The sequence below is a fragment of the Actinopolymorpha sp. B17G11 genome (assembly GCF_040196095.1).
In the GTDB taxonomy this organism is placed as follows: domain Bacteria; phylum Actinomycetota; class Actinomycetes; order Propionibacteriales; family Actinopolymorphaceae; genus Thermasporomyces.
Window position 1 is genome coordinate 164,756 of record NZ_JBEFTW010000005.1, and the last position, 18,407, is coordinate 183,162.

The window sequence follows — 18,407 nt, forward strand, 5'->3', positions numbered from 1 at the left end:
CTCGGAGGCTGAGAGCAGCATCCTTTGGTGTGAAGTCAACAGAACGTACGACGTGGTGGACGAACCAGAACATCTGGCGCGTTGCGGTCGTTTTCGCGACGGCAGTAGTTGCCATTCACGTGTTGTTGGCGGTTGTTGGTTTGAAAGAGGGAACCTCTTTCTTCGATCGCGGTGTCGATCCCGACAGCATGTTTCGCGAGCACTGGCTGGCCGACCTCGCCGCGGCGCAAACGAACTGGTCGGCGCTCGGGATAGGAGTGCTAACGCTCGCAGCCATAGCCGCCATGCAACTCGAGGTCGCCGGTCCCTGGCGCCCTCTGTTGCTGGCTTGGGGCTGGGCAGTTTGCACGTTCTTGACGCTGGTCCTTCCCGGCAACCTGTCCTTGTACCTGGTTCCGATGCTGCTTCCGCTTGCGCTCTACCGCGTCGGATGGCCCGAGATGAGCGTCATAGTGCTGGCAGGGACGGGATTCGTTCTCGGTCTGGTGACCCTCAGGTATGGGCGGAAGACGGGGGGTGGATGCCCCGTTTGCGGTCGCAGGTCGCCCACTGCGCATCCGCGGAGGTTCGCCCGCTTCGCCACGCTCGCCGCGTATGCGGCCGCTCTCGCACCGCTCGGCTATGCCTCGGTTCGGCTTCTGTGGGCGGCCGGCGTCCCAGCGGGGACGAGCGCCCAGTTTCTGCAACGGATCAACGACGCGAATCCTGGGCACGGCACGGTTCTCATGGAATTGACCTTGGCCGGAATGGCGATGGGTGGAGGGGTGCTGTGCTGAGGGCTCACACGCCCGTGGAGTAGAACCTGGCCTCGTTGGATTCCCACACTCCGCGGGCAGGCCATTCCCCGGTGGTTCCCAGTCGGCTTGGGCTTGGTGTGTGGCGCTGGCCTGTCGGGCTATGCCACGATGTTGATCCCTTCCGTGGTGCGCTTCGTGTTGGGGCAACGGATGACGTTCCCGGGAACAGAAGTCCCGATGACTCTGGTGTCCCACGTTCCAGCGATCTCGCTCATCCTGTGGGCCCCACTCATCGTGCTTGCCTCCATCGCGTACGGATACCGGACAGGGTCCATGTGTCGCACGAACGGGCAATCACGCCGCCGTCGTACTCCATCATCAATGCGGGGACCGCTCGGTTCTGATGGCCGCGGCGGTCCGGGTGCTCATGGCACAGGATCGCGGTGATGGGCGCAGGCGGGTTTGGTGCCCTTCCAGTACTGCCATGTCGCCAGGGCGAGGCCCACCCCCCAGAGCAGGAAGCTGGGATACACCATGGTGAATACCCAGGGGCGGATGGCGAGGTCCTCGTCCATCGGCATCACCGTGAGGAGGGTTGCTCCCAGGAGCAGTGCGCCAAGTACGCCGACCGGGACAAGCATCACCGAACCGATCGCCCCGATGCCGACCAGCGTGGCTCGGACCAACCGCTGACGCGGCACGGTCATCATGGCCGACGCGACCACCACTCCGAGTCCACCCAACAGCGCAGTGTCACCGAAGCCCGGCGTGAAGAAGGTGACACCGTCGAAGTAGTCGGGATCAGCCAAACCGACAGTGGATCCGGTGGCCCATTCCAGCTTGAGCCAGACGTAGGGCAGAGGTGCCACGACGGCTAGCAGGCCACCCACCCGAGCGAGGCGGCCACCAACCGCCGCCTCTCGCGATTCGATCCGCCCGCAGCCAGGGCACACGCCGCGCGCCCTGCGCCGGGCCCGGACACCGGCATGCCACGCCGCGCCCGCGGCGGTCAACACCACCAGGTGGCGTATCACTGCCAGCCAGGGCGTATCCACCGCGAAGAGGTCCTTGCCTCCGCTCACTTGCACGATCAGATGAGACACAATGACCAGCAGGTCGTGCGGTAAGACGGGCAGGCTGGAAAGTGCCAGGATGCTGCCGGACCCGAGCCACAGCACAGTGGCGCGCACCGCGGGCGCCGGAAGACCGGCCGCAACCAGGGCGAGTGCCGCAGCGCCGAGGCTGGTCCACCATGGAAACGTCGGCATGCCGGAGACCTCGTGGTAACCGACGAGGTGCGCGGCGGCGTCCAGAAGTGCGGCGGTCGACACACTGACGGCCGGCCACCATCGTGCGTCGCGCTCTCCAGACCCGGGGCCGTCCGAGGATGGACTGGCAGTCATCGGACCTCACTTCCTGTCGTTCGAGCCCTCTCAGGGTTGGGTGGGAGTCCGGCCACGGACGACCTCCACGACCGACGATGGCCGGCGAGGGTCCGGCCGTGTATCCGCCGAATGGCAGATTCAGGTCGTGGCCGGCCTACTCGGCCGAGAGGGGTGACCAGCCACACACGCATCGCTGCGGTCGCCAGGAGGAGCCATGGCGGCGCCGACGAAGGCGATGGCGAGGTCGCTCGAGGGCGGGCCGGGGGTGTGTGACCGCTCGACCAACCTGTCGAGTTCGGGTCGCCCGGGGTCTAGGGCGCTAGGCCTTCGCGGGCTGGAGGGTCTTGGCGTACAACACCTTCGCGTCCTGGTCGCGCATCCGGACCGTCAGCTCACCGCTGTCGCCCGCGATCGACACCTCACCGAAGTGCTGGTAGCCGTCCAGCGGCGAGGCGTTCGCCACCGGCGGCGCATGAACGAAGACGGCCTCCGGCCCGAACGTCGGATCGAGCGCGTTGGGTCCGAACCCACCCGCGTTCACCGGCCCCGACACAAACTCCCAGAACGGATTGAAGTCGGTGAAGGTCGCCCGCTCCGGCGAGTACGCATGTGCCGCCGCGTAGTGCACATCCGCCGTGAGCCAGACGACGTTGCGCACGCGGTGGCGGCGCAGTGTCGACAACAGGCCGGCGAACTCCACCTCGCGGCCGCGTGGGCGCCCCGGATCGCCCTGCGCCACACCTTCGATCGCCGTCTCACCGTCCGGCACGACCAGGCCGAGCGGCAGGTCGTTCGCGATCACCTTCCACGTGGCGCGGGAGGCGAGCAGTTCGCTGGTCAGCCAGGCCTGCTGCCGCCGGCCGAGCACACCCCCGTCCGGCACGGTCTCGAGCCCGTCGGTGTTGGCATCCTTGTACGTACGCATGTCGAGGACGAACAGGTCGAGCAGCGGGCCGTACGCGATCTTCCGGTAGACGCGGCCGTCCGGGTCCCTGCGTACCGGCCGGATCGGCATCCACTCGAAGAACGCCTGTCGCGCCCGTGCCGCGAGCACGTCCACGCGCTTCTCCGTATACCGGGCGTCGTCCAGAACCTCGCCCGGATACCAGTTGTTGGTGACCTCGTGATCGTCCCACTGGGCGATCTGCGGTACGTCGGCTGCGAAGGCCCGTACGTGCTCGTCGAGCAGGTTGTACGCCCACTGTCCGCGATACTCGGCCAACGTCTCCGCGACCTTGCTCTTCTCCTCGGTGGTGACGTTGCGCCAGATCCGGCCGTCGGGCAGCGTGACGGTCTCGGTGAGGATGCCGTCGGCGTAGACCGTGTCGCCGGAGTTGAGGTAGAAGTCCGGTCGCAGCGCGCGCATGCGGTCGAAGATGGTGATGCCGCCGAGGTCCGGGTTGATGCCCCACCCCTGTCCCACCATGTCGCCGGACCAGAGGAACGACACGCTCGTACGCCTGGATCGAGGTGCGGTGACCAGACGCCCGGCGAGCGGTTCGCCGCCCACGCCGTGGCGGTCCGGATCCTCGAGAGTCACGCGATAGAAGAGTTCCCGCCCCGCCGGAAGCCCGCGCAGGTCGAGCTTGCCGGTGAAGTTCGTCGCCTCCGTGAGCACCGGGCCAGGGACGGTCGTGACCCGAGCGAAGTCCGGCGTCCGGCTGAGGTCGACGGTCATCCGCGCCACCTGGTCCGATCGCGCCCAGACGACTGCCCCGTCACCGGTCGGGTCACCGCTGGCGATGCCATGGCTGAGGGAGGGCCGGCCGCTCCTCAGGAACGCCGGAGCCGTACGCCGGGCGAGCGACCGCTCGTGGGTGCCGACCGAAGCGTACGCACGATCGGCGGCGAGCGCCGGAGCATTGCTGAGCACGGTGATTCCGGCCGCGAGACCGGTTCCGAGGAGGGCACGGCGGCTTGGGTGGGCAGAGGAGTGTCGGGACATGGCCTCCTGTCTAGGGCAGACCCATGAGCGACCCACCAACGACGTTCGGCGCGCGAGTGGCCAATGCTTGGCCGGGTGGTGTCCGGACGTTTCCGGTGGTCAGCCGATATGTCCCCTATGGCGGGAATGCTGACCGATACATCCCATACGTACGGTGATTGAGGACACACGTCAGGACAACCTTTCTCGCGACATGTCATCATGCGTCCTTGGCGTACGTTTCCGACCCTGCAGGAGGTGGCCGCCGTGCGACGCCAACGAAGTGTGTGGTGGGCAGCGCTTGGAGCACTGGTTCTCGTTTTCTGGCAAGGCCAGGTCGCACATGCGGCGACCGGTCCAGCCGACGCAGCGGGTGACCATTGCGTCGTCGCGCTTGACGCCACCCCGGTCGACGACACCACGGCAGCACCCGAGTCGGCGAGCGCCCCGACGTGCTTCGACACCTTCGCCGCCGCGATCGACTTCGCGACCGGTGGTCGAGTGGCACTCGACGCGGACGCGACCAGTGTCAGTGAGAAGCAACTCATGTCCGCGGGCGCCGTCTCTTCGGAAGTGAGTCAGGTGGCACGACCGCTGCTCGGCGTCGAGTACCAGAACGGTAGCTACGGCGGCAGTTCGCTCGTGCTCTACGGATCCAGCGGGACCGGATGCTACTCGGGTGACTGGTACGGCTTCCCCAGCATGGCTGACCTGGGATTCAACAACCGGATCTCCTCGGCGAAGATGTACTCCAACTGCCTCGGAAAGCATCACGACGGCTCGAGTTACACCGGCAGTTACACCTACTGTGACGCGAACTGCCCGTCCCTGGGTTCGATGAACGACCGTACGTCGTCGATCAAGTTCATCTGACGACGACCACCCGTTCACAACGAGAGCGGTGGACACCCGGCGTAGGTCGTACGGACGAGTGCCGTCCGGAGGAATCTCGCCCGGAGGAATCTCGTCCGGTCGAGCTTCCGCTCGCTGATCCGGCTACCCGCTCTCGCTGAGGAGCCTGGCGTACCCGCTGAGTGTGGTTGGTCCCCATGGCCGCGCTGCCGCCCGGGGGCAGCGCGGCCATCCCTGCGCTGGTTTACCTCGTGGTCTGGGGGAGACCGAGGCGTTCACAGGTGGAGGGGGAACCTGGGAACACTCCGGCAACACCCTCTTCGAGGGTGCAGGCCACGAGGTCGGGGACCTGGTACCTGGCCGTCGAGTCCTCCGGCACCTCACTGGCGCCGTCGGTACTGATCTGGCCGTCCTGCCAGGCTTGTGCACACGCCTCCACCGGATCGGCGATGGCGACGGTGCCGCTGTCGGATTCCTTCGCGCCGGCCGGCATGTTGCGGCCGACCGCGACCCGCGCTCCGGCAACGTTGTCGGAGTCCAGGTCTGGTTGGGCGTAGCAGATGACGCTGGCCCTGTCCTCGGCGGGCTTGAACGCGACGTAGGCCGTGGCGGCTCCGCCGGCGAGTACCAGAGCGAGGGCGCCGCCACCCACGGCCACGCCCTGCCAGGAGCGCCGCCACCACGGGCGGCGGGTCCCGCTCACCTCCGCTTCGAGCGCCTCCCTGATGGCGTCACGGCGCCCGCGCGGCATCGCGCGTGGCGGCGGGATCCGGTCGATGTCGGTCATGTCATTAGTCCCCGTTCACCACATTTGGCCGACGACGGATGGGTCGGGAGAGCACCCGCCGGGCGCGGGGTGGGCGCGGGACCCCCCGTATGTCCCGCGTCCACCTCGAGCCCGGCGAGCCGCCGGAGGTGTTCGCGAGCGCGGGAGAGGCGGGAGCGCACCGTGCCGACCGGTATCCCGAGGGCCACCGCGGCATCGGAGTAGCTGAGTCCCGCCCATACGCACAACGCGAGCACATCCTGCTCATCGGGCAGTAGGCGGGTGAACACCTGGAGCACCCGCCGCATGGCACGCTCGTCGTCCACCCGCGAGGCGGCCTCTTCCGCCGGGTCGGGCGCGACCACGGCGGGAGGAAGCTTCGCGAGGAGGCGACGGTGCCGCCGCAGGCTACGGTCGCGGTTGCGTACGACGTTGTTGGCAACCGCGAGCAGCCAAGGGAGGATCGACTCGCCGCTGAGGGACACGTCACGGCGCCGCCGCCAGGCTTCGAGGAAGACCACCGAGGCGAGATCCTCGGCCGCCTCCCACGATCCGGTACGACGAAAGCAGTGGTTGTAGACCGCGTCGGCGTGCCGCTCGAAAAGGGCCCCGAACGCCGACGGGTCGCCCTTGGCGGCACTGCGCCAGAGCTCTCCGTCGGCGACATCGCCGGTCTCGAGCTGATCCACACCCGGTCTATGTCCAGACGTCGGGGGCGGTTCCGAACTTTTTGCTGGGCGTCTTCTCGGCATGGGAAACCTTCGTGGTGGTCGGCCCCCAGTGTCCGTCACGCCGCCCGTGTCGTCACTCGTCATGTTCGCGCCACCCGACCGCTCCGGAGCCCCCCGGTGATCATGATCGTGATCGTGAAGGTTTTGTGTGCGTATGCGCCCCCTTTCCTTCATGATCACGGCGGGTGCGGCGGGTGCGGCGGGTGCGGCGGGTGCGGCGGGTGCGGCGGGTGCGGCGGGTGCGGCGGGGTGCGGCGAGTGCGGCGAGTGCGGCGAGCGCGCGGCTCAGAGGGCGCGGAGGGGGCGCCCGGTGTGGGCGGCTCGGACCAGAAGCGGGCTCGGTCGGTAGCGCCCGCCAGGGCGCGCCCGCGCCAGCGTGGTGAGGACCTCGGCGACGACGCCGGGGCCGATCCGGTCACCCCACGCCAGCGGACCCTGGGGGTAGCCGGTGCCGAGGCGCATCGCGGCGTCGACGTCCTCGGCCGCCGCCTCGCGCCGGGCAACCAGGTCGACGGCCTCGTTGACCAGCATGCTGATCGTGCGGGCGACGATGAGGGCGGGTATGTCGTCGATCACACTGACGGTGAGGCCCGCGGCCTGGAACATCCCGACGGCCTCGTCGAGCGTCGCTGCCTCGCAGGTGTCGCTGGGCGCGAGGCAGACCCGGCTGGCCGTGGCGGCGTCGCCCACCCAGTCAAGGGCCACCGCGTCGCCGTCGACGGTGGCCGGCTCGCCGAGCGTTTCGAGGACCAGGCCGCCGCTGGGGAGTTCGATGCCATACGCCGACTCTCCGGGTTCGAACTCCCCTGATCCCGCGCGTCTTCCGGCCGGACCTGTGTCGTACCGCTCAACGCTCACGCCGGAGTCCGCGATCCGGTCGAGCAGTCCGTAGCAGGCGGAGAACCCGCCGTGATAGGTGACCCGCTCGGGTGCCGGCCGGGCCTCGGCGGTCTGGGGCCGCGGTCGTTCGGAGCCGTCGTACGCGTACCAGCCGCGGCCGGTCTTGCGGCCCAACCATCCTGCGTCGACCACCTGCTGCTGTGCGACGAACGGCGCATAGCGTGGGTCGCCGAACGTCTGCTCCCAGACCGAACGGCCGACGGCGAGGTTGACGTCGTTGCCCACCAGGTCGGCGAGTTCGAACGCACCCATCGGGAACCCGCCCGCCTCCCTGAGTACGACGTCGATCGTGGCGCAGTCGGCGCCGCCCTGCTCGAGTACCTCCATGGCTTCGCCGTAGAAGGGTCGTGCGACCCGGTTGGCGACGAACCCCGGAGTCGACGCGCAGCGCACCGGCGTCTTGCCCCAGGCGGTGGCGGTCGCCGCGACGGTCGCCGCGACCTCTGGGTCGGTGGTGGCGCCCGCCGGGACCTCGACCAGTGCCATCAGCGGAGCCGGGTTGAAGAAGTGCATGCCGGTGACACGTCCGGGATGCTGGAGGCCGGAGGCGATCGCGGTCACCGACAGGGTGGACGTGTTGGTGGCGAGGACGGCGGTGTCGGCGCAGACCTTCTCCAAGGCGGCGAAGAGTTCGCGTTTCGCGGGAAGTTGCTCGACGATCGCTTCGACGACGAGTCCGCACGGGGCCAGCGTGTCGAGGGTGTCGGCCGCCTCCAGCCGGGCTTTGGCGTCGGCCGCGGCGGCGGCGGTCATGCGTTCCTTCTCGACCAGCCGGTCCAGTCGGGCGTGGATCTGTGCGACGCCACGGGCCGCCGCGCCGTCCAGGGCGTCGTACAACCGGACGCGGTGGCCGGCGACGACCGCGACCTGCGCGATGCCGGCGCCCATCGTGCCCGCACCGACGACACCGACCGGAGTTGAACGAGGAACTTCCGCCATGCCGCCCATCCTGTCGGACGTACGCATGATCGCCACCTGACCCGGCCGAAATGACCACGCTGAGCATGCCTGTGGAACCTTGGACAGGTGTCGACGCCTGTCCGGAGACCGCAGTCCTGCGCAGCGTGGTCATTTGCCGGGCCGGCACGGCGAGGGTCGAGTCAGTCAGAACGCCATGGGCGGGGCGAACTCCTACGTCGGAACGCCATGGCCATGAGCGGGGGCGAGCGCCCGTACGGTCGGAACGCCGCTACGTCGGAACGCCGCAAGGGCCGACGACCCGTCAGGGAGAGCTGGTGGCCTTCGCGAGCTTGGACAGCAACAGGACCTCCGCGAGGCATGCCCGCTCGAACTCGCCCAGGTGCAGGCTCTCGTCGGCGCCGTGCGCCCGGGAGTGCGGGTCGGCCGCGCCGGTGACGAGAATCGCCGCCGCCGGGAAGGCCTGGGCGAACTCCGCGATGAACGGAATGGTGCCGCCGATACCGATGTCGACCGGCTCGCGTCCCCAGGACTCGCGGAACGCCTCCCGCGCGGCGTCATAGGCCGGGCCTTCTGCGTTGGCGGAGTACGGCTCACCGACGTCGCCGACGCTGACCTCGACCTCACACCCCCACGGCGCGTTGGCGCGCAGGTGGTCAACCAGCGCGGTACGGGCGCGTACGGCGTCGTCGCCTGGCGCCAGCCGGATACTCACCTTCGCCCGGGCGACAGGGTGCAGCGTGTTCGACGCGTCGGCGACCCGGGGGGCGTCGATCGCGAGGACGGTCGCGGACGGCTTGGCCCAGATCCGTTCGGCGATGCTGCCGGTGCCGAGCAGTTCGACGCCGGGCAGGACGCTCGCCTCGGCGCGGAACCGGTCCTCGGGATAGTCGACGTCTGGCGGCTCCGCGGTGGCCAGCCCCTTGATCGCGACGTTGCCCTCGTCGTCGTGCAGGGTCGCGAGGAGCCGGCACAGGGCGGTGAGGGCATCGGGGGCGGCGCCGCCGTACTGCCCCGAGTGCACCCCGTGGTCGAGCGCGCGGACCTCTACGACACAGTCCGCGAGCCCTCGCAGCGTGGTGGTGAGAGCGGGTACGCCGATGTCGAAGTTGGCCGAGTCGGCGAGGACGATGACGTCGGCCGCGAGTTGGTCGTGGTAGGTCTCGAGGAACGCCGACAACGTGGGCGAGCCGATCTCCTCCTCACCCTCGACGAAGACGGTGACGCCGACCGGTGGTGCTCCGTCGTACGCCCGGATGGCGGCAAGATGCATCGCGATCCCGGCCTTGTCGTCGGAGGCGCCCCGACCGTAGAGCCGGCCGTCGCGTTCGGTCGGTTCGAACGGCGGGCTCGTCCACAGTGCAGGGTCGCCCGTCGGCTGAACGTCATGGTGGGCGTACAGCAGGACGGTCGGTTTGCCCGGCGGCGCGGGGAAGCGGGCGAGCACGGCCGGCTGGCCGCCCTCGACCTCGAGGATGTCGACGTCCGCGCCCTCGTCGCGGAAGAGTTGCGCGGTCGCGTCCGCGGTGCGTCGTACGTCGTCGGCCGCGGCGGGGTTGGCACTCACCGACGGGATCCTGACCAGGTGCTCGAGCACGTCGCGGACGCCCGGGAGGACCCGGCTGACGGCACGCTGGGAGTCGGTTTCGATCACGATCACGCAGCGTACGCCTCGATCGGCAGGAACCTGCCCCAGCGGCCCGAGCTGGCACCGTCCGGGAAGTCCTCCGTCGCTTTTCGATGCCGCTGTCCCGTTACGCCGAACGCATGAAACGCCACCCCTTGTGGGCTTTCGTCTTTGCATCTGGACGCCAGATAGGTGTTCGCCGAACCGACCCCTACTCTAATGCCTACCATTCGTATAGGAACTATCGGAGAAGTGGAGTCGCACTCGTGCGCAAACTCGTGCTCTTGGGCCTCGTCGGGCTCGCCGCGCAATTGGTCGACGGCAGTCTCGGCATGGCGTACGGCGTCACGTCGACGACGCTCCTCCTCGCCACTGGCGCCGCGCCCGCCGCCGCCTCGGCCACCGTCCACCTCGCTGAGATCGGCACCACGCTGGCGTCGGGTGCTTCGCACTGGCGGTTCGGCAACGTCGACTGGCGCGTCGTGCTGCGCATCGCGATCCCAGGCGGTGTCGGTGCGTTCGCCGGAGCCACGTTCCTGAGCGCACTCTCGACCGAGACCGCCGCGCCGATCATGTCGGGCATCCTGCTCGCGCTCGGCGCGTACATCCTGATCCGGTTCACCGCGTGGGGCACGCCGCGTGGTCAGCTGGGCAAGCCGGTACGCAAGCGCTTCCTGGCCCCACTCGGCATCTTCGCGGGATTCGTCGACTCCACCGGTGGCGGCGGCTGGGGCCCGGTCGCGACGCCGGCACTGCTCGCCAGCGGACGCATGGAGCCACGGAAGGTCGTCGGGTCGGTCGACACCAGTGAGTTCGTCGTCTCGGTGGCCGCCAGCATCGGCTTCCTGATCGGGCTCGGTGCCGAGGGCATTCCACTGAGCGCTGTCGCCGCCCTGCTGATCGGCGGTCTCATCGCCGCGCCGATCGCGGCCTGGCTGGTACGCCACATCCCGGGCCGGATCCTCGGTTCGCTCGTGGGTGGCGTGATCGTCCTGACCAACGTACGCACCATCCTGCAGTCGGACTGGGTAGCGGCTCCGGCTCCGACGCAGGCGACGGCGTACATCCTCATCGCGGCGCTGTGGGTCGCGGCGGTCCTGTGGTCGGTGCGCAGCCACCGGGCCGAGCGCGCCACGCTCGCCGGCGAGGCGGAGGAAGCCGTCCCCGCCTAGCGCGGACGACCCGGACCGGTGGGTCCCTCTGGTCAGGCGACGACGGCGAGGGCGAAGGGGAGGACCTCACCCGCCCCGGCGTGGCGGAGGGCCCTCGCGGCCACGGTCAACGTCCATCGTGAGTCGACGAGATCGTCGACCAACAGGATGGTCGGCCCGGAACCCGCGGTGTCCCCGGCCACCGATGCCAGACCATCGCGGACGTCCGGTGGGACGGCAAGCCGGTCCCACACACCCGCCAACCGGAACGCGCTGTTGCCGCCGGGTTCCCCGGTCGGGCCGCCGTCGACGGGGGTGAGCGTTCCGAGCAGGGGCAGCCGGCCGATCCGGGCGAGACCCGCGGCGAGCGAATTTACGAGCGCTGGCCGCCGCCGCGACCCGACCGCGACGATGCCGGTGGGTCGGCGCTCCCACCCCCAGGTACGCAGGACGTCGACGCACGCGGTGAGGACGGCGTCCGGCACCGGCTCGTCGGCCGCATGGGGCGCCAGGATCTCGCGGAGCCGCTGGCCCCAACCGAGATCGGTGAGTCGAGCGACGGCACGGCCCGACGTGGCCCGCTCGTCGACCGGGATCTTGCCGCGGACCTCGACACCGAGCCGATCCATGCCACCTGGCCACATCGCGCGCGGCTCGATCGCGACGCCGACCCGCGCCAGCTGGCCGGTCGCCGCCTGCTGGGCCTCGGTCGAGACGTCGCTGGGGTACCAGGGCTCGGCGCACCGGTCGCAGCGTCCACACCGGCCGGTCTTCTGCTCGGCATGACCGGGATCCGCGGCGGCGTGGTCGCCGACGACGTCGTTGCCGCCGACGGGGTGGTCGCGGTCGTCGAGACGGGAGCTACCGGGAGCGTGGCCATCGAGGGTGGGGTCGTCGAGGACCCGCTGGAGATAGGCCATTCGGCAGTCCTCGCTGGCGATGTAGTCCAGCATCGACTGGGCTTCGGCCTCGCGGGCCGCCGTCACTCGTGCGTAGCGCTCCGCGTCGTAGGTCCACGGCTCGCCGGTCGCCGTCCAGCCACCGGAGACCCGGCGCACCGCGCCGTCGACGTCGAGGACCTTGAGCAGGAGCTCCAACCGGGTACGCCGGATGTCGACGACCGCCTCGAGCGCCGCCGCGGACATCGGTCGCCCCGCCTCGGCGAGGGCGGTGAGGACGGCGTCGGCCTGGACCTGTCGCGGCATGGACGCGGTGGCGAAGTAGCGCCAGATGTCGACGTCCTCGATGCCGGGCAGGAGCAGCACGTCGGCCCGTTCGGTCGCCCGGCCCGCGCGGCCCACCTGCTGGTAGTAGGCGATCGGGGACGCGGGCGCCCCCACGTGGACGACGAACCCGAGGTCGGGTTTGTCGAACCCCATCCCGAGTGCGGACGTCGCGACGAGTGCCTTCACCTGGTTGTCGCGCAGCGCTTCCTCGGCCGCTCGGCGTTCGGCGTCATCCGTACGTCCGGTGTAGGCGCGGACGACATGACCGGCGTCGCGCAGCAGCGCGGCGATGTCGTCGGCGGCGCTCACCGTGAGGGTGTAGATGATGCCGCTGCCCGTCAGCTCGTCGAGGTGCGAGACGAGCCACGCGAGTCGCATCTGTGCGGTGGGGAGCCGGAGTACGCCGAGACGCAGGCTGTCACGGGCGAGTGGTCCGCGCAGGGTGAGGACCTCGCCACCGCCGAGTTGCTCGGCGACGTCGGCGACGACCCGGGCGTTGGCGGTGGCGGTCGTGCCGAGGACGGGCGTGTCGTCCGGCAGGTCGCCGAGCAGGTCGCGGATGCGGCGGTAGTCGGGGCGGAAGTCGTGCCCCCAGTCGGAGACGCAGTGGGCCTCGTCGACGACGAGGAGTCCGGCGCGGGCCGCGAGGTCGGGCAGCTGCTCCTCGCGGAACCGGGGGTTGTTGAGGCGTTCGGGCGACACCAGCAGGACGTCGACCTCGTCGACGGCCAGCGCCTTGGCGATATCGGTCCACTCCTCGGCATTGGCGGAGTTGATGGTCAATGCACGGATGCCGGCGCGCTCGGCGGCCGCCACCTGGTCGCGCATCAGGGCGAGCAGCGGCGACACGATCAGCGTCGGACCGGCGCCCTGGCTCCTGCGGAGCGCGGTGGCGACGAAGTAGACCGCCGACTTGCCCCAGCCGGTGCGCTGGACGACGAGCACCCGCCTGCGCTGGGCGACCAGGGCCTCGATCGCTTCCCACTGCCCGTCGCGGAACGTCGCCTCGGGCGTACCGACGAGCCGCCGCAGCAGGTCGTCGGCGTCCTGGCGGAGCTGGTCGGGCGAGGCCGTGAGTTCGTCGGTCACCACGCCGACGCTAGCCCCACGGTCCGACAGGGCATCGGCGGCGTGGGCCTGCGGGCATAGAAAAGCCCCTCACGTCGGGGGGTGTCGCGAGGGGCTTCTCCAGATGGCTTCGGACCACCGGCGATCAGACGGCGTCGATCCTCGAACGGTTCCGTGGTTCGGCAAGAATTTCCGGGTTAGCCCTTCCCGCTCCGCGGGACGGGCAGCGGGAGGTAACCGGAGAGGTCGGTGCGCTCGCCGCTGGCGTGAACGGCGCCCTCGTGCACGGCGTCCTGCCATGTACGCCTTCCGGCGCAGAGCAGGATCCACGTCACCGGATCCATCTCCACAACGCCGGGTGGCGTACCGCGGGTGTGTCGCGGGCCGGGGACGCACTGGATGGCGGCGTACGGCGGCACCCGCACCTCCACCGACCTGCCCGGCGCCTTGCCGGCGAGCAGCGCGAGGAAGTGGCGGACCAGCAGACGTAGGTCATCGCGGCCCGGCTCGGTCCGGGCGTCGAGGGCGTCGAGCGCCTCGAGGACCCGGCTCAGTGCGGCGGCGGCTTCGTCCGGGTCGGCCGGCCGGAGGCGGGAAGGCACCTGCCGGAGCCTAGATGACCAGATCCACGGGGAGTCGCCTGGCTCGCGGCTCCCCGCCTCCCGACTGGCCGGGTACTCGTCGATCGGGAGTTGTCCGTACGAACGGACCCCGATCCACGCTCGCGATCTTCGGACAGGTCTCCGACGGCTGGGGCCACCCGGGATTTCACCACTGGTTCGCCGCCGGTCTCGTCCGCGTCACGCCTGCGACGGAGAGCGACCAAGCGTTCACCATGTGCCCGTTGTGGCGCCATCTGCGGTCCTGATGACGTTCGGTCCCGTTCGTCAGCCTCTGAGGTGTCTGATCCCGCTGGTCCGTCTGGTCCCGCTGGTCCCGCTGGTCCGTCTGGTCTCGCTGGTCCGTCTGCCTCTCGCTTGTCCCGCTCGTCCTGCCGTGCACCGCCGCACGCGACGCCTGACCACCCCTTCTTCCCGCGGAGACACCCATGTCTGAGCTGTCCCGTCGACGTCTCCTGACCCTGGGCGGCGTGTCCGTCGGAGCCGCACTGTCCGGCGTGGTGCCGGCGTTCGGCTCGGCGAGCGCCGCTCCCGTCCGGCAGTCCGCCGGCCGCATCGCCGCCTCCACACCTTCGCGCCTCGCCGCACCCGGCGCCGTCACCCGCAGCCTGCCCACCGACCTCTTCGGGCTCGGCGTGGCCTCCGGGGACCCCTGGCCGGACTCCGTCGTGCTCTGGACCCGCCTCGCGCCCGACCCGCTAGAAGGCGGCGGCATGCCGGACCGGGCGATACCGGTGGAGTGGGAGATCGCCACCGACGCGCGCTTCCGTCGGTCCGTGCGCCGGGGCACAGAGCACGCACGTCCGGAGTTCGGCCACAGCGTCCACGTGGAGCCCGGCGGCCTGCGGGCGGGGAGTGAGTACTTCTACCGCTTCCGTGCGGGCACGGAGGTCTCGCCGGTCGGGCGGACCCGTACGGCGCCGGCCGCCGGAACGTCGCCCCGCCGGCTGCGGCTTGCGTACGCCTCCTGCCAGAACTACCAGCAGGGCTTCTACGTCGCCCATCGCGACCTCGCCGAACAGGACCTCGACCTGGTGGCGTTCCTCGGCGACTACATCTACGAGTCGCCGCCGTCGGACACGGGCGTACGCCGGCACGAGGGCGAAGGCGAGCCGTTCTCGCTGGTCGAGTACCGCAACCGCTACGCCCGCTACAAGACCGACGCCGACCTCCGCGCGGCGCACGCCGCCTGCCCGTGGATCGTGACGTTCGACGACCACGAGGTCGACAACGACTGGGCCGGACCCGTCCCGCAGGACCCCGACCAACAGGGGCCCGAGGAGTTCCGGGAGCGCCGGGCCGCGGCGTTCCAGGCGTGGTACGAACACATGCCGGTACGCAGGTCCGTCGCGCCGGAGGGCCCCAGCATCCAGGCGTACCGCCGGTTCGAGTGGGGCGACCTCGCCCGGATCCACGTACTCGACACGCGGCAGTACCGCGACGACCAGCCCAGCACGCCGGACGAGGCCGACGACCCGGCGCGCACCATGACGGGTTCGGAGCAGGAGGCCTGGCTCGTTGGCGGGCTGACCAGCGGCCGGCAGCGCTGGAACCTCCTCGCCAACCAGGCGCCGATGGCACAGACCGACCGGAAGGCCGGGCCTGACCAGGTGCTGTGGACGGATCCGTGGGACGGCTACCGCGCCCAGCGGCGGCGGCTCTTCGAGGTCCTCGGCTCGTCGCGGGTCGCCAACCCGGTGGTGCTGACAGGTGACCGGCACTTCACGATGGCCTGCGACCTGACGACCGACTTCGACGATCCCGAGGCGCGCGTGGTCGGCGCGGAGATCGTGGGAACGTCGATCTCGTCCGGCGGGGACCTGGCCCCCGCGGACTGGCACGGGACCTGGGACCAGATCATGGCGGAGTCGCCGTACTGGAAGTACGGCGACGGTCGGCGTGGCTACGTGGTGTGCGACGTCGACCGCGAGGCGATCGTGGCGACGTTGCGAGTCGCGTCCGCGGTGGCCGTGGAGGACGGGTCGGTGTCGGCGGCCGAGCGGTTCGTTGTGGAGGCCGGGCGGCGAGGTGTCGAGCTTTCTTGAGCGAGGATCGGCGCGTCCCTTGCCGTAGCGGTGAACGTGGCCCGTGGTCATGGAGTGCCCCATGATCGTGAAGGAAGAGCGGCGGATACGCCGACAAACTTCATGATCACGATCATGATCACGGGGTGGTCGGGGCGGGGACGCGGAGCTGAAGGGGGAACCTCGACAAGCCCCGGATCGTGAACGACGTACGCCGGTGAACCGGACCCGCGCGCACCAGCTCGGGTAGGCGCTCGGCCAGGACCCGGAAGGCGACCTCTCCCTCCAGCCTGGCCAGCGGCGCGCCCACGCAGTAGTGGATCCCGCTCGAGAACGCCAGATGCTCGACGTCGGTCTCGCGCGCGATGTCGAACCGGTCCGGATCGTGGTAGACCTCGGCGTCCCGCCCGGCCGCGCCGAGGAGGACGACGACCCACTGGCCGGGCCGGACCGTGCGCCCCGCCAGCTCGATCTCCTCGTGGGCGATCCGGGTGGTGCCCTGGACGGGCGGGTCGTACCGCAGCACCTCCTCGACCACGCCCGGCGCAAGCGTGGGGTCGGCGCGGAGGCGCTCCCACTGGTCGGGGTGGGCGAGCAGGGCCAGCATGCCGTTGCCGATCAGATTGACCGTTGTCTCGAATCCCGCCACGAGCAGCAACCGCGCCGTGTTGAGAAGTTCCCGACTCTCGAGCTTCTCCGCGCCCAAAGCCTGTGTCAGGCGACTGATCACGTCGTCGCCGGGCTCGGTGCGGCGCTGCTCGACGAGGCGGCTGAAGAGCGCGTTGAGGTCGGCCTTCGCCTCGCGCAGCTCGCGGGCGTGCCGGACGGAGCGGACACCGTCGAGGGACGCCCCGACGATGTTGCCGTACCGCGAGAACCGGTCCACGTCGACGTCCGGGATCCCGAGCAGGTCGCTGATCACCGCGATCGGCAGCGGAGTCGCGAAGTCCCTGATCAGGTCGAACTCCCCGTTCGCGAGCGCCTTGTCGAGAAGATCGTGGGTCGTCTGCTCGATGCGTTCGCGGTAGCCCGCGATCATGCGTGGTCCGAACGCCGGCGCGACGAGCCGCCGGAGCCGGGAGTGCTGGGGCGGGTCGAGTTCCAGGAACGACATGTCCCACTCGGGCCTGGACTCGTCGAGAGCTGTGTTGGCCGAGGTCAGGCCTCCGGAGTCGTCCGCCGGCGGGTAGGCGGCGCCCTTCTCCCGGAGGCCGAACCTTCGGTCACGCAGGACCTGGTTGGCCACCTGGTGCCGCGCGGCGACCCAGGCTCCGGTCCGGCTGCGCGGCAGCGGACCCTCGGCACGTAACCGCGCGTAGAGGGGGTACGGATCGAGGATTCCGGCCGGAAGCCAGACCCGGCTGAGCGTGTCGCCCCTGACCCGGCCGAGCCACCACACGCCGAACCGCTGCCTCCACAGCCGGCTGGTCAGTGCGAGCGCGGCCTTCGCACGGGCCGCCGCCGTCTCGGTGTCGCCGTCGGCCACTGTCATGAGTTACCCACCTCCTGCTGGCGGTCGCTCGGGCCAGCGCATCGGGCCGGTCGCGTCCGGTGTCTCCGTCCGGTGTCTCCGTCCGGTGTCTCCGACATCCGGATCCGCTCGCCATTCCGCCAACGATCGGGCAGCACGCCGTGCTCCGAGCCGAGGCCGGAGGCAGGAAGCTGCCAGACCGGTGGACCACGTACGCGTGGGGCGCCGGTGAGCCGGAACACTCACGACGCCGGTGGGAGTGGCCCAGTCCGGATTGAGTACGCCGACGGGTGATCGTCGGCGGCCGAGCCGCGAGGCTCGGGTTCTCGAGTGGTGCCGCTCGGTACCGCTCGCCAAGACCGCCGGTTCCAGTTTGCCCTACGGCCGTACAGGCCGACGGAACCGGTGGCCGCCAAGCCGGGGTGGTTCCTTCTTCCTCCACCACCGCGGCCGGGTCCGCCCGCGCTGGAAGACGACGGGGGTTTGCGGGCGTACGGATCCGAGTTCGGCCCGGGCCGGGCTTCGCCTCGCGCGTGCTCGCCCGGGCCGACGGCGGTCCCACGCGGCAGGTGCCGCCAATCTCGCACGTGCCTAGGCCAAGGCGGGACGGCTGTGTCCTCGGCGACGGCGAGAGGGCCGGTCGGAGTCGGTGGTCGCGCTCGCGGCCCACCGAGTACGCGTGCGGTGTCGATGTTGAGTACGCCAGCGGATTCGGGCGCACGGCGATGGACGCGAAACTCGCTGACATGAGCGACGCGGCGGACGAAGCAGCAGCCCGCCGCCGGCACCCACCGGCGGCCTGCTGCCGTCACCTGAGGGGGCGCGTCGCTCATCACAGGTCCACCGGTTCCTGGTCGCCCGACGGCCACCCAGGCCAAAGGGAATCCGGTGGCCGCCGTGCCGTGGTGGTAAGCGTCCCTCCATCACCTCGGCCGGGTTCCGCGTCCGGACGTACGGCCGGGGGGCTGGATGTGGGTACTCGTTTCGGCCCGGGGTCGGCTTCGCCT

The 18,407-nt window shown here is 70.3% G+C and carries 13 protein-coding genes; 4 read left to right on the top strand and 9 right to left on the bottom strand.

Translation table 11 applies throughout. From position 1 onward, the window contains the following. Positions 1-29 precede the first annotated feature (29 nt). Positions 30-776, top strand: a complete 747-nt coding sequence (locus ABN028_RS07960) for a hypothetical protein (protein ID WP_349328327.1) — start codon at positions 30-32, stop codon at positions 774-776. A 386-nt stretch (positions 777-1,162) separates the two neighbouring features. Here ABN028_RS07960 and ABN028_RS07965 read toward each other — a convergent pair whose 3' ends face one another. Beyond that, on the bottom strand, positions 1,163-2,140 hold the full coding sequence (locus tag ABN028_RS07965; RefSeq protein WP_349328326.1) for a hypothetical protein: 978 nt from the start codon (positions 2,138-2,140) through the stop codon (positions 1,163-1,165). A 301-nt stretch (positions 2,141-2,441) separates the two neighbouring features. Beyond that, a complete protein-coding gene (locus ABN028_RS07970; protein WP_349696143.1) occupies positions 2,442-4,067 on the bottom strand; it encodes an alkaline phosphatase D family protein in 1,626 nt (541 codons plus the stop codon). Positions 4,068-4,313: 246 nt separating this feature from the next. Between ABN028_RS07970 and ABN028_RS07975 the strand changes: the two genes are divergently transcribed. Further along, positions 4,314-4,919, top strand: coding sequence for a hypothetical protein (locus tag ABN028_RS07975; RefSeq protein ID WP_349328324.1), 606 nt, complete (start codon positions 4,314-4,316; stop codon positions 4,917-4,919). Positions 4,920-5,142: 223 nt separating this feature from the next. Here ABN028_RS07975 and ABN028_RS07980 read toward each other — a convergent pair whose 3' ends face one another. The 4 genes from ABN028_RS07980 to ABN028_RS07995 form a co-directional block, all read right to left on the bottom strand. Next, the gene (locus tag ABN028_RS07980; RefSeq protein WP_349328323.1) at positions 5,143-5,685 is read right to left on the bottom strand and encodes a hypothetical protein; all 543 of its coding nucleotides are present in this window, start codon (positions 5,683-5,685) and stop codon (positions 5,143-5,145) included. Next, positions 5,682-6,353, bottom strand: a complete 672-nt coding sequence (locus ABN028_RS07985; RefSeq protein WP_349328322.1) for an RNA polymerase sigma factor — start codon at positions 6,351-6,353, stop codon at positions 5,682-5,684. Before ABN028_RS07985 ends, ABN028_RS07980 begins: the two co-directional genes overlap by 4 nt. A 327-nt stretch (positions 6,354-6,680) precedes the next feature. Further along, complete coding sequence (locus ABN028_RS07990) at positions 6,681-8,261, bottom strand: 3-hydroxyacyl-CoA dehydrogenase (protein ID WP_349696144.1); 1,581 nt, start codon at positions 8,259-8,261, stop codon at positions 6,681-6,683. Positions 8,262-8,517: 256 nt separating this feature from the next. Next, positions 8,518-9,873 (bottom strand): dipeptidase, encoded by a 1,356-nt coding sequence (locus ABN028_RS07995; protein ID WP_502879169.1) that lies wholly within the window; start codon positions 9,871-9,873, stop codon positions 8,518-8,520. 233 nt (positions 9,874-10,106) lie between these two features. On the opposite strand from ABN028_RS07995, the gene ABN028_RS08000 reads away from it, so the two are divergent. Continuing rightward, on the top strand, positions 10,107-11,012 hold the full coding sequence (locus tag ABN028_RS08000; protein WP_349328319.1) for a sulfite exporter TauE/SafE family protein: 906 nt from the start codon (positions 10,107-10,109) through the stop codon (positions 11,010-11,012). Positions 11,013-11,044: 32 nt separating this feature from the next. Here ABN028_RS08000 and ABN028_RS08005 read toward each other — a convergent pair whose 3' ends face one another. Further along, on the bottom strand, positions 11,045-13,336 hold the full coding sequence (locus tag ABN028_RS08005) for a RecQ family ATP-dependent DNA helicase (RefSeq protein ID WP_502877583.1): 2,292 nt from the start codon (positions 13,334-13,336) through the stop codon (positions 11,045-11,047). Positions 13,337-13,482: 146 nt separating this feature from the next. Then, positions 13,483-13,887, bottom strand: coding sequence for a sterol carrier family protein (locus tag ABN028_RS08010; protein WP_349696146.1), 405 nt, complete (start codon positions 13,885-13,887; stop codon positions 13,483-13,485). 446 nt (positions 13,888-14,333) lie between these two features. Here ABN028_RS08010 and ABN028_RS08015 point away from each other — a divergent pair, with 446 nt between their 5' ends. After that, positions 14,334-15,950: an alkaline phosphatase D family protein gene (locus ABN028_RS08015; protein WP_349328316.1), complete on the top strand. Its 1,617-nt coding sequence runs from the start codon at positions 14,334-14,336 to the stop codon at positions 15,948-15,950. 118 nt (positions 15,951-16,068) lie between these two features. On the opposite strand, the gene ABN028_RS08020 is transcribed toward ABN028_RS08015, so the two are convergent. Further along, positions 16,069-17,421 carry a cytochrome P450 gene (locus tag ABN028_RS08020; protein ID WP_349696147.1) on the bottom strand — a complete coding sequence of 451 codons (1,353 nt, stop codon included), beginning with the start codon at positions 17,419-17,421 and terminating at the stop codon, positions 16,069-16,071. Positions 17,422-18,407: the final 986 nt, after the last annotated feature.

Excerpts from the sequence above, each read along its gene's own strand:
- ABN028_RS08020 (WP_349696147.1), bottom strand. The coding sequence starts at position 17,421 with ATGACAGTGGCCGACGGCGACACCGAGACGGCGGCGGCCCGTGCGAAG.
- ABN028_RS08015 (WP_349328316.1), top strand. The coding sequence starts at position 14,334 with ATGTCTGAGCTGTCCCGTCGACGTCTCCTGACCCTGGGCGGCGTGTCC.
- ABN028_RS07965 (WP_349328326.1), bottom strand. The coding sequence starts at position 2,140 with ATGACTGCCAGTCCATCCTCGGACGGCCCCGGGTCTGGAGAGCGCGAC.
- ABN028_RS07970 (WP_349696143.1), bottom strand. The coding sequence starts at position 4,067 with ATGTCCCGACACTCCTCTGCCCACCCAAGCCGCCGTGCCCTCCTCGGA.
- ABN028_RS07980 (WP_349328323.1), bottom strand. The coding sequence starts at position 5,685 with ATGACCGACATCGACCGGATCCCGCCGCCACGCGCGATGCCGCGCGGG.
- ABN028_RS07990 (WP_349696144.1), bottom strand. The coding sequence starts at position 8,261 with ATGCGTACGTCCGACAGGATGGGCGGCATGGCGGAAGTTCCTCGTTCA.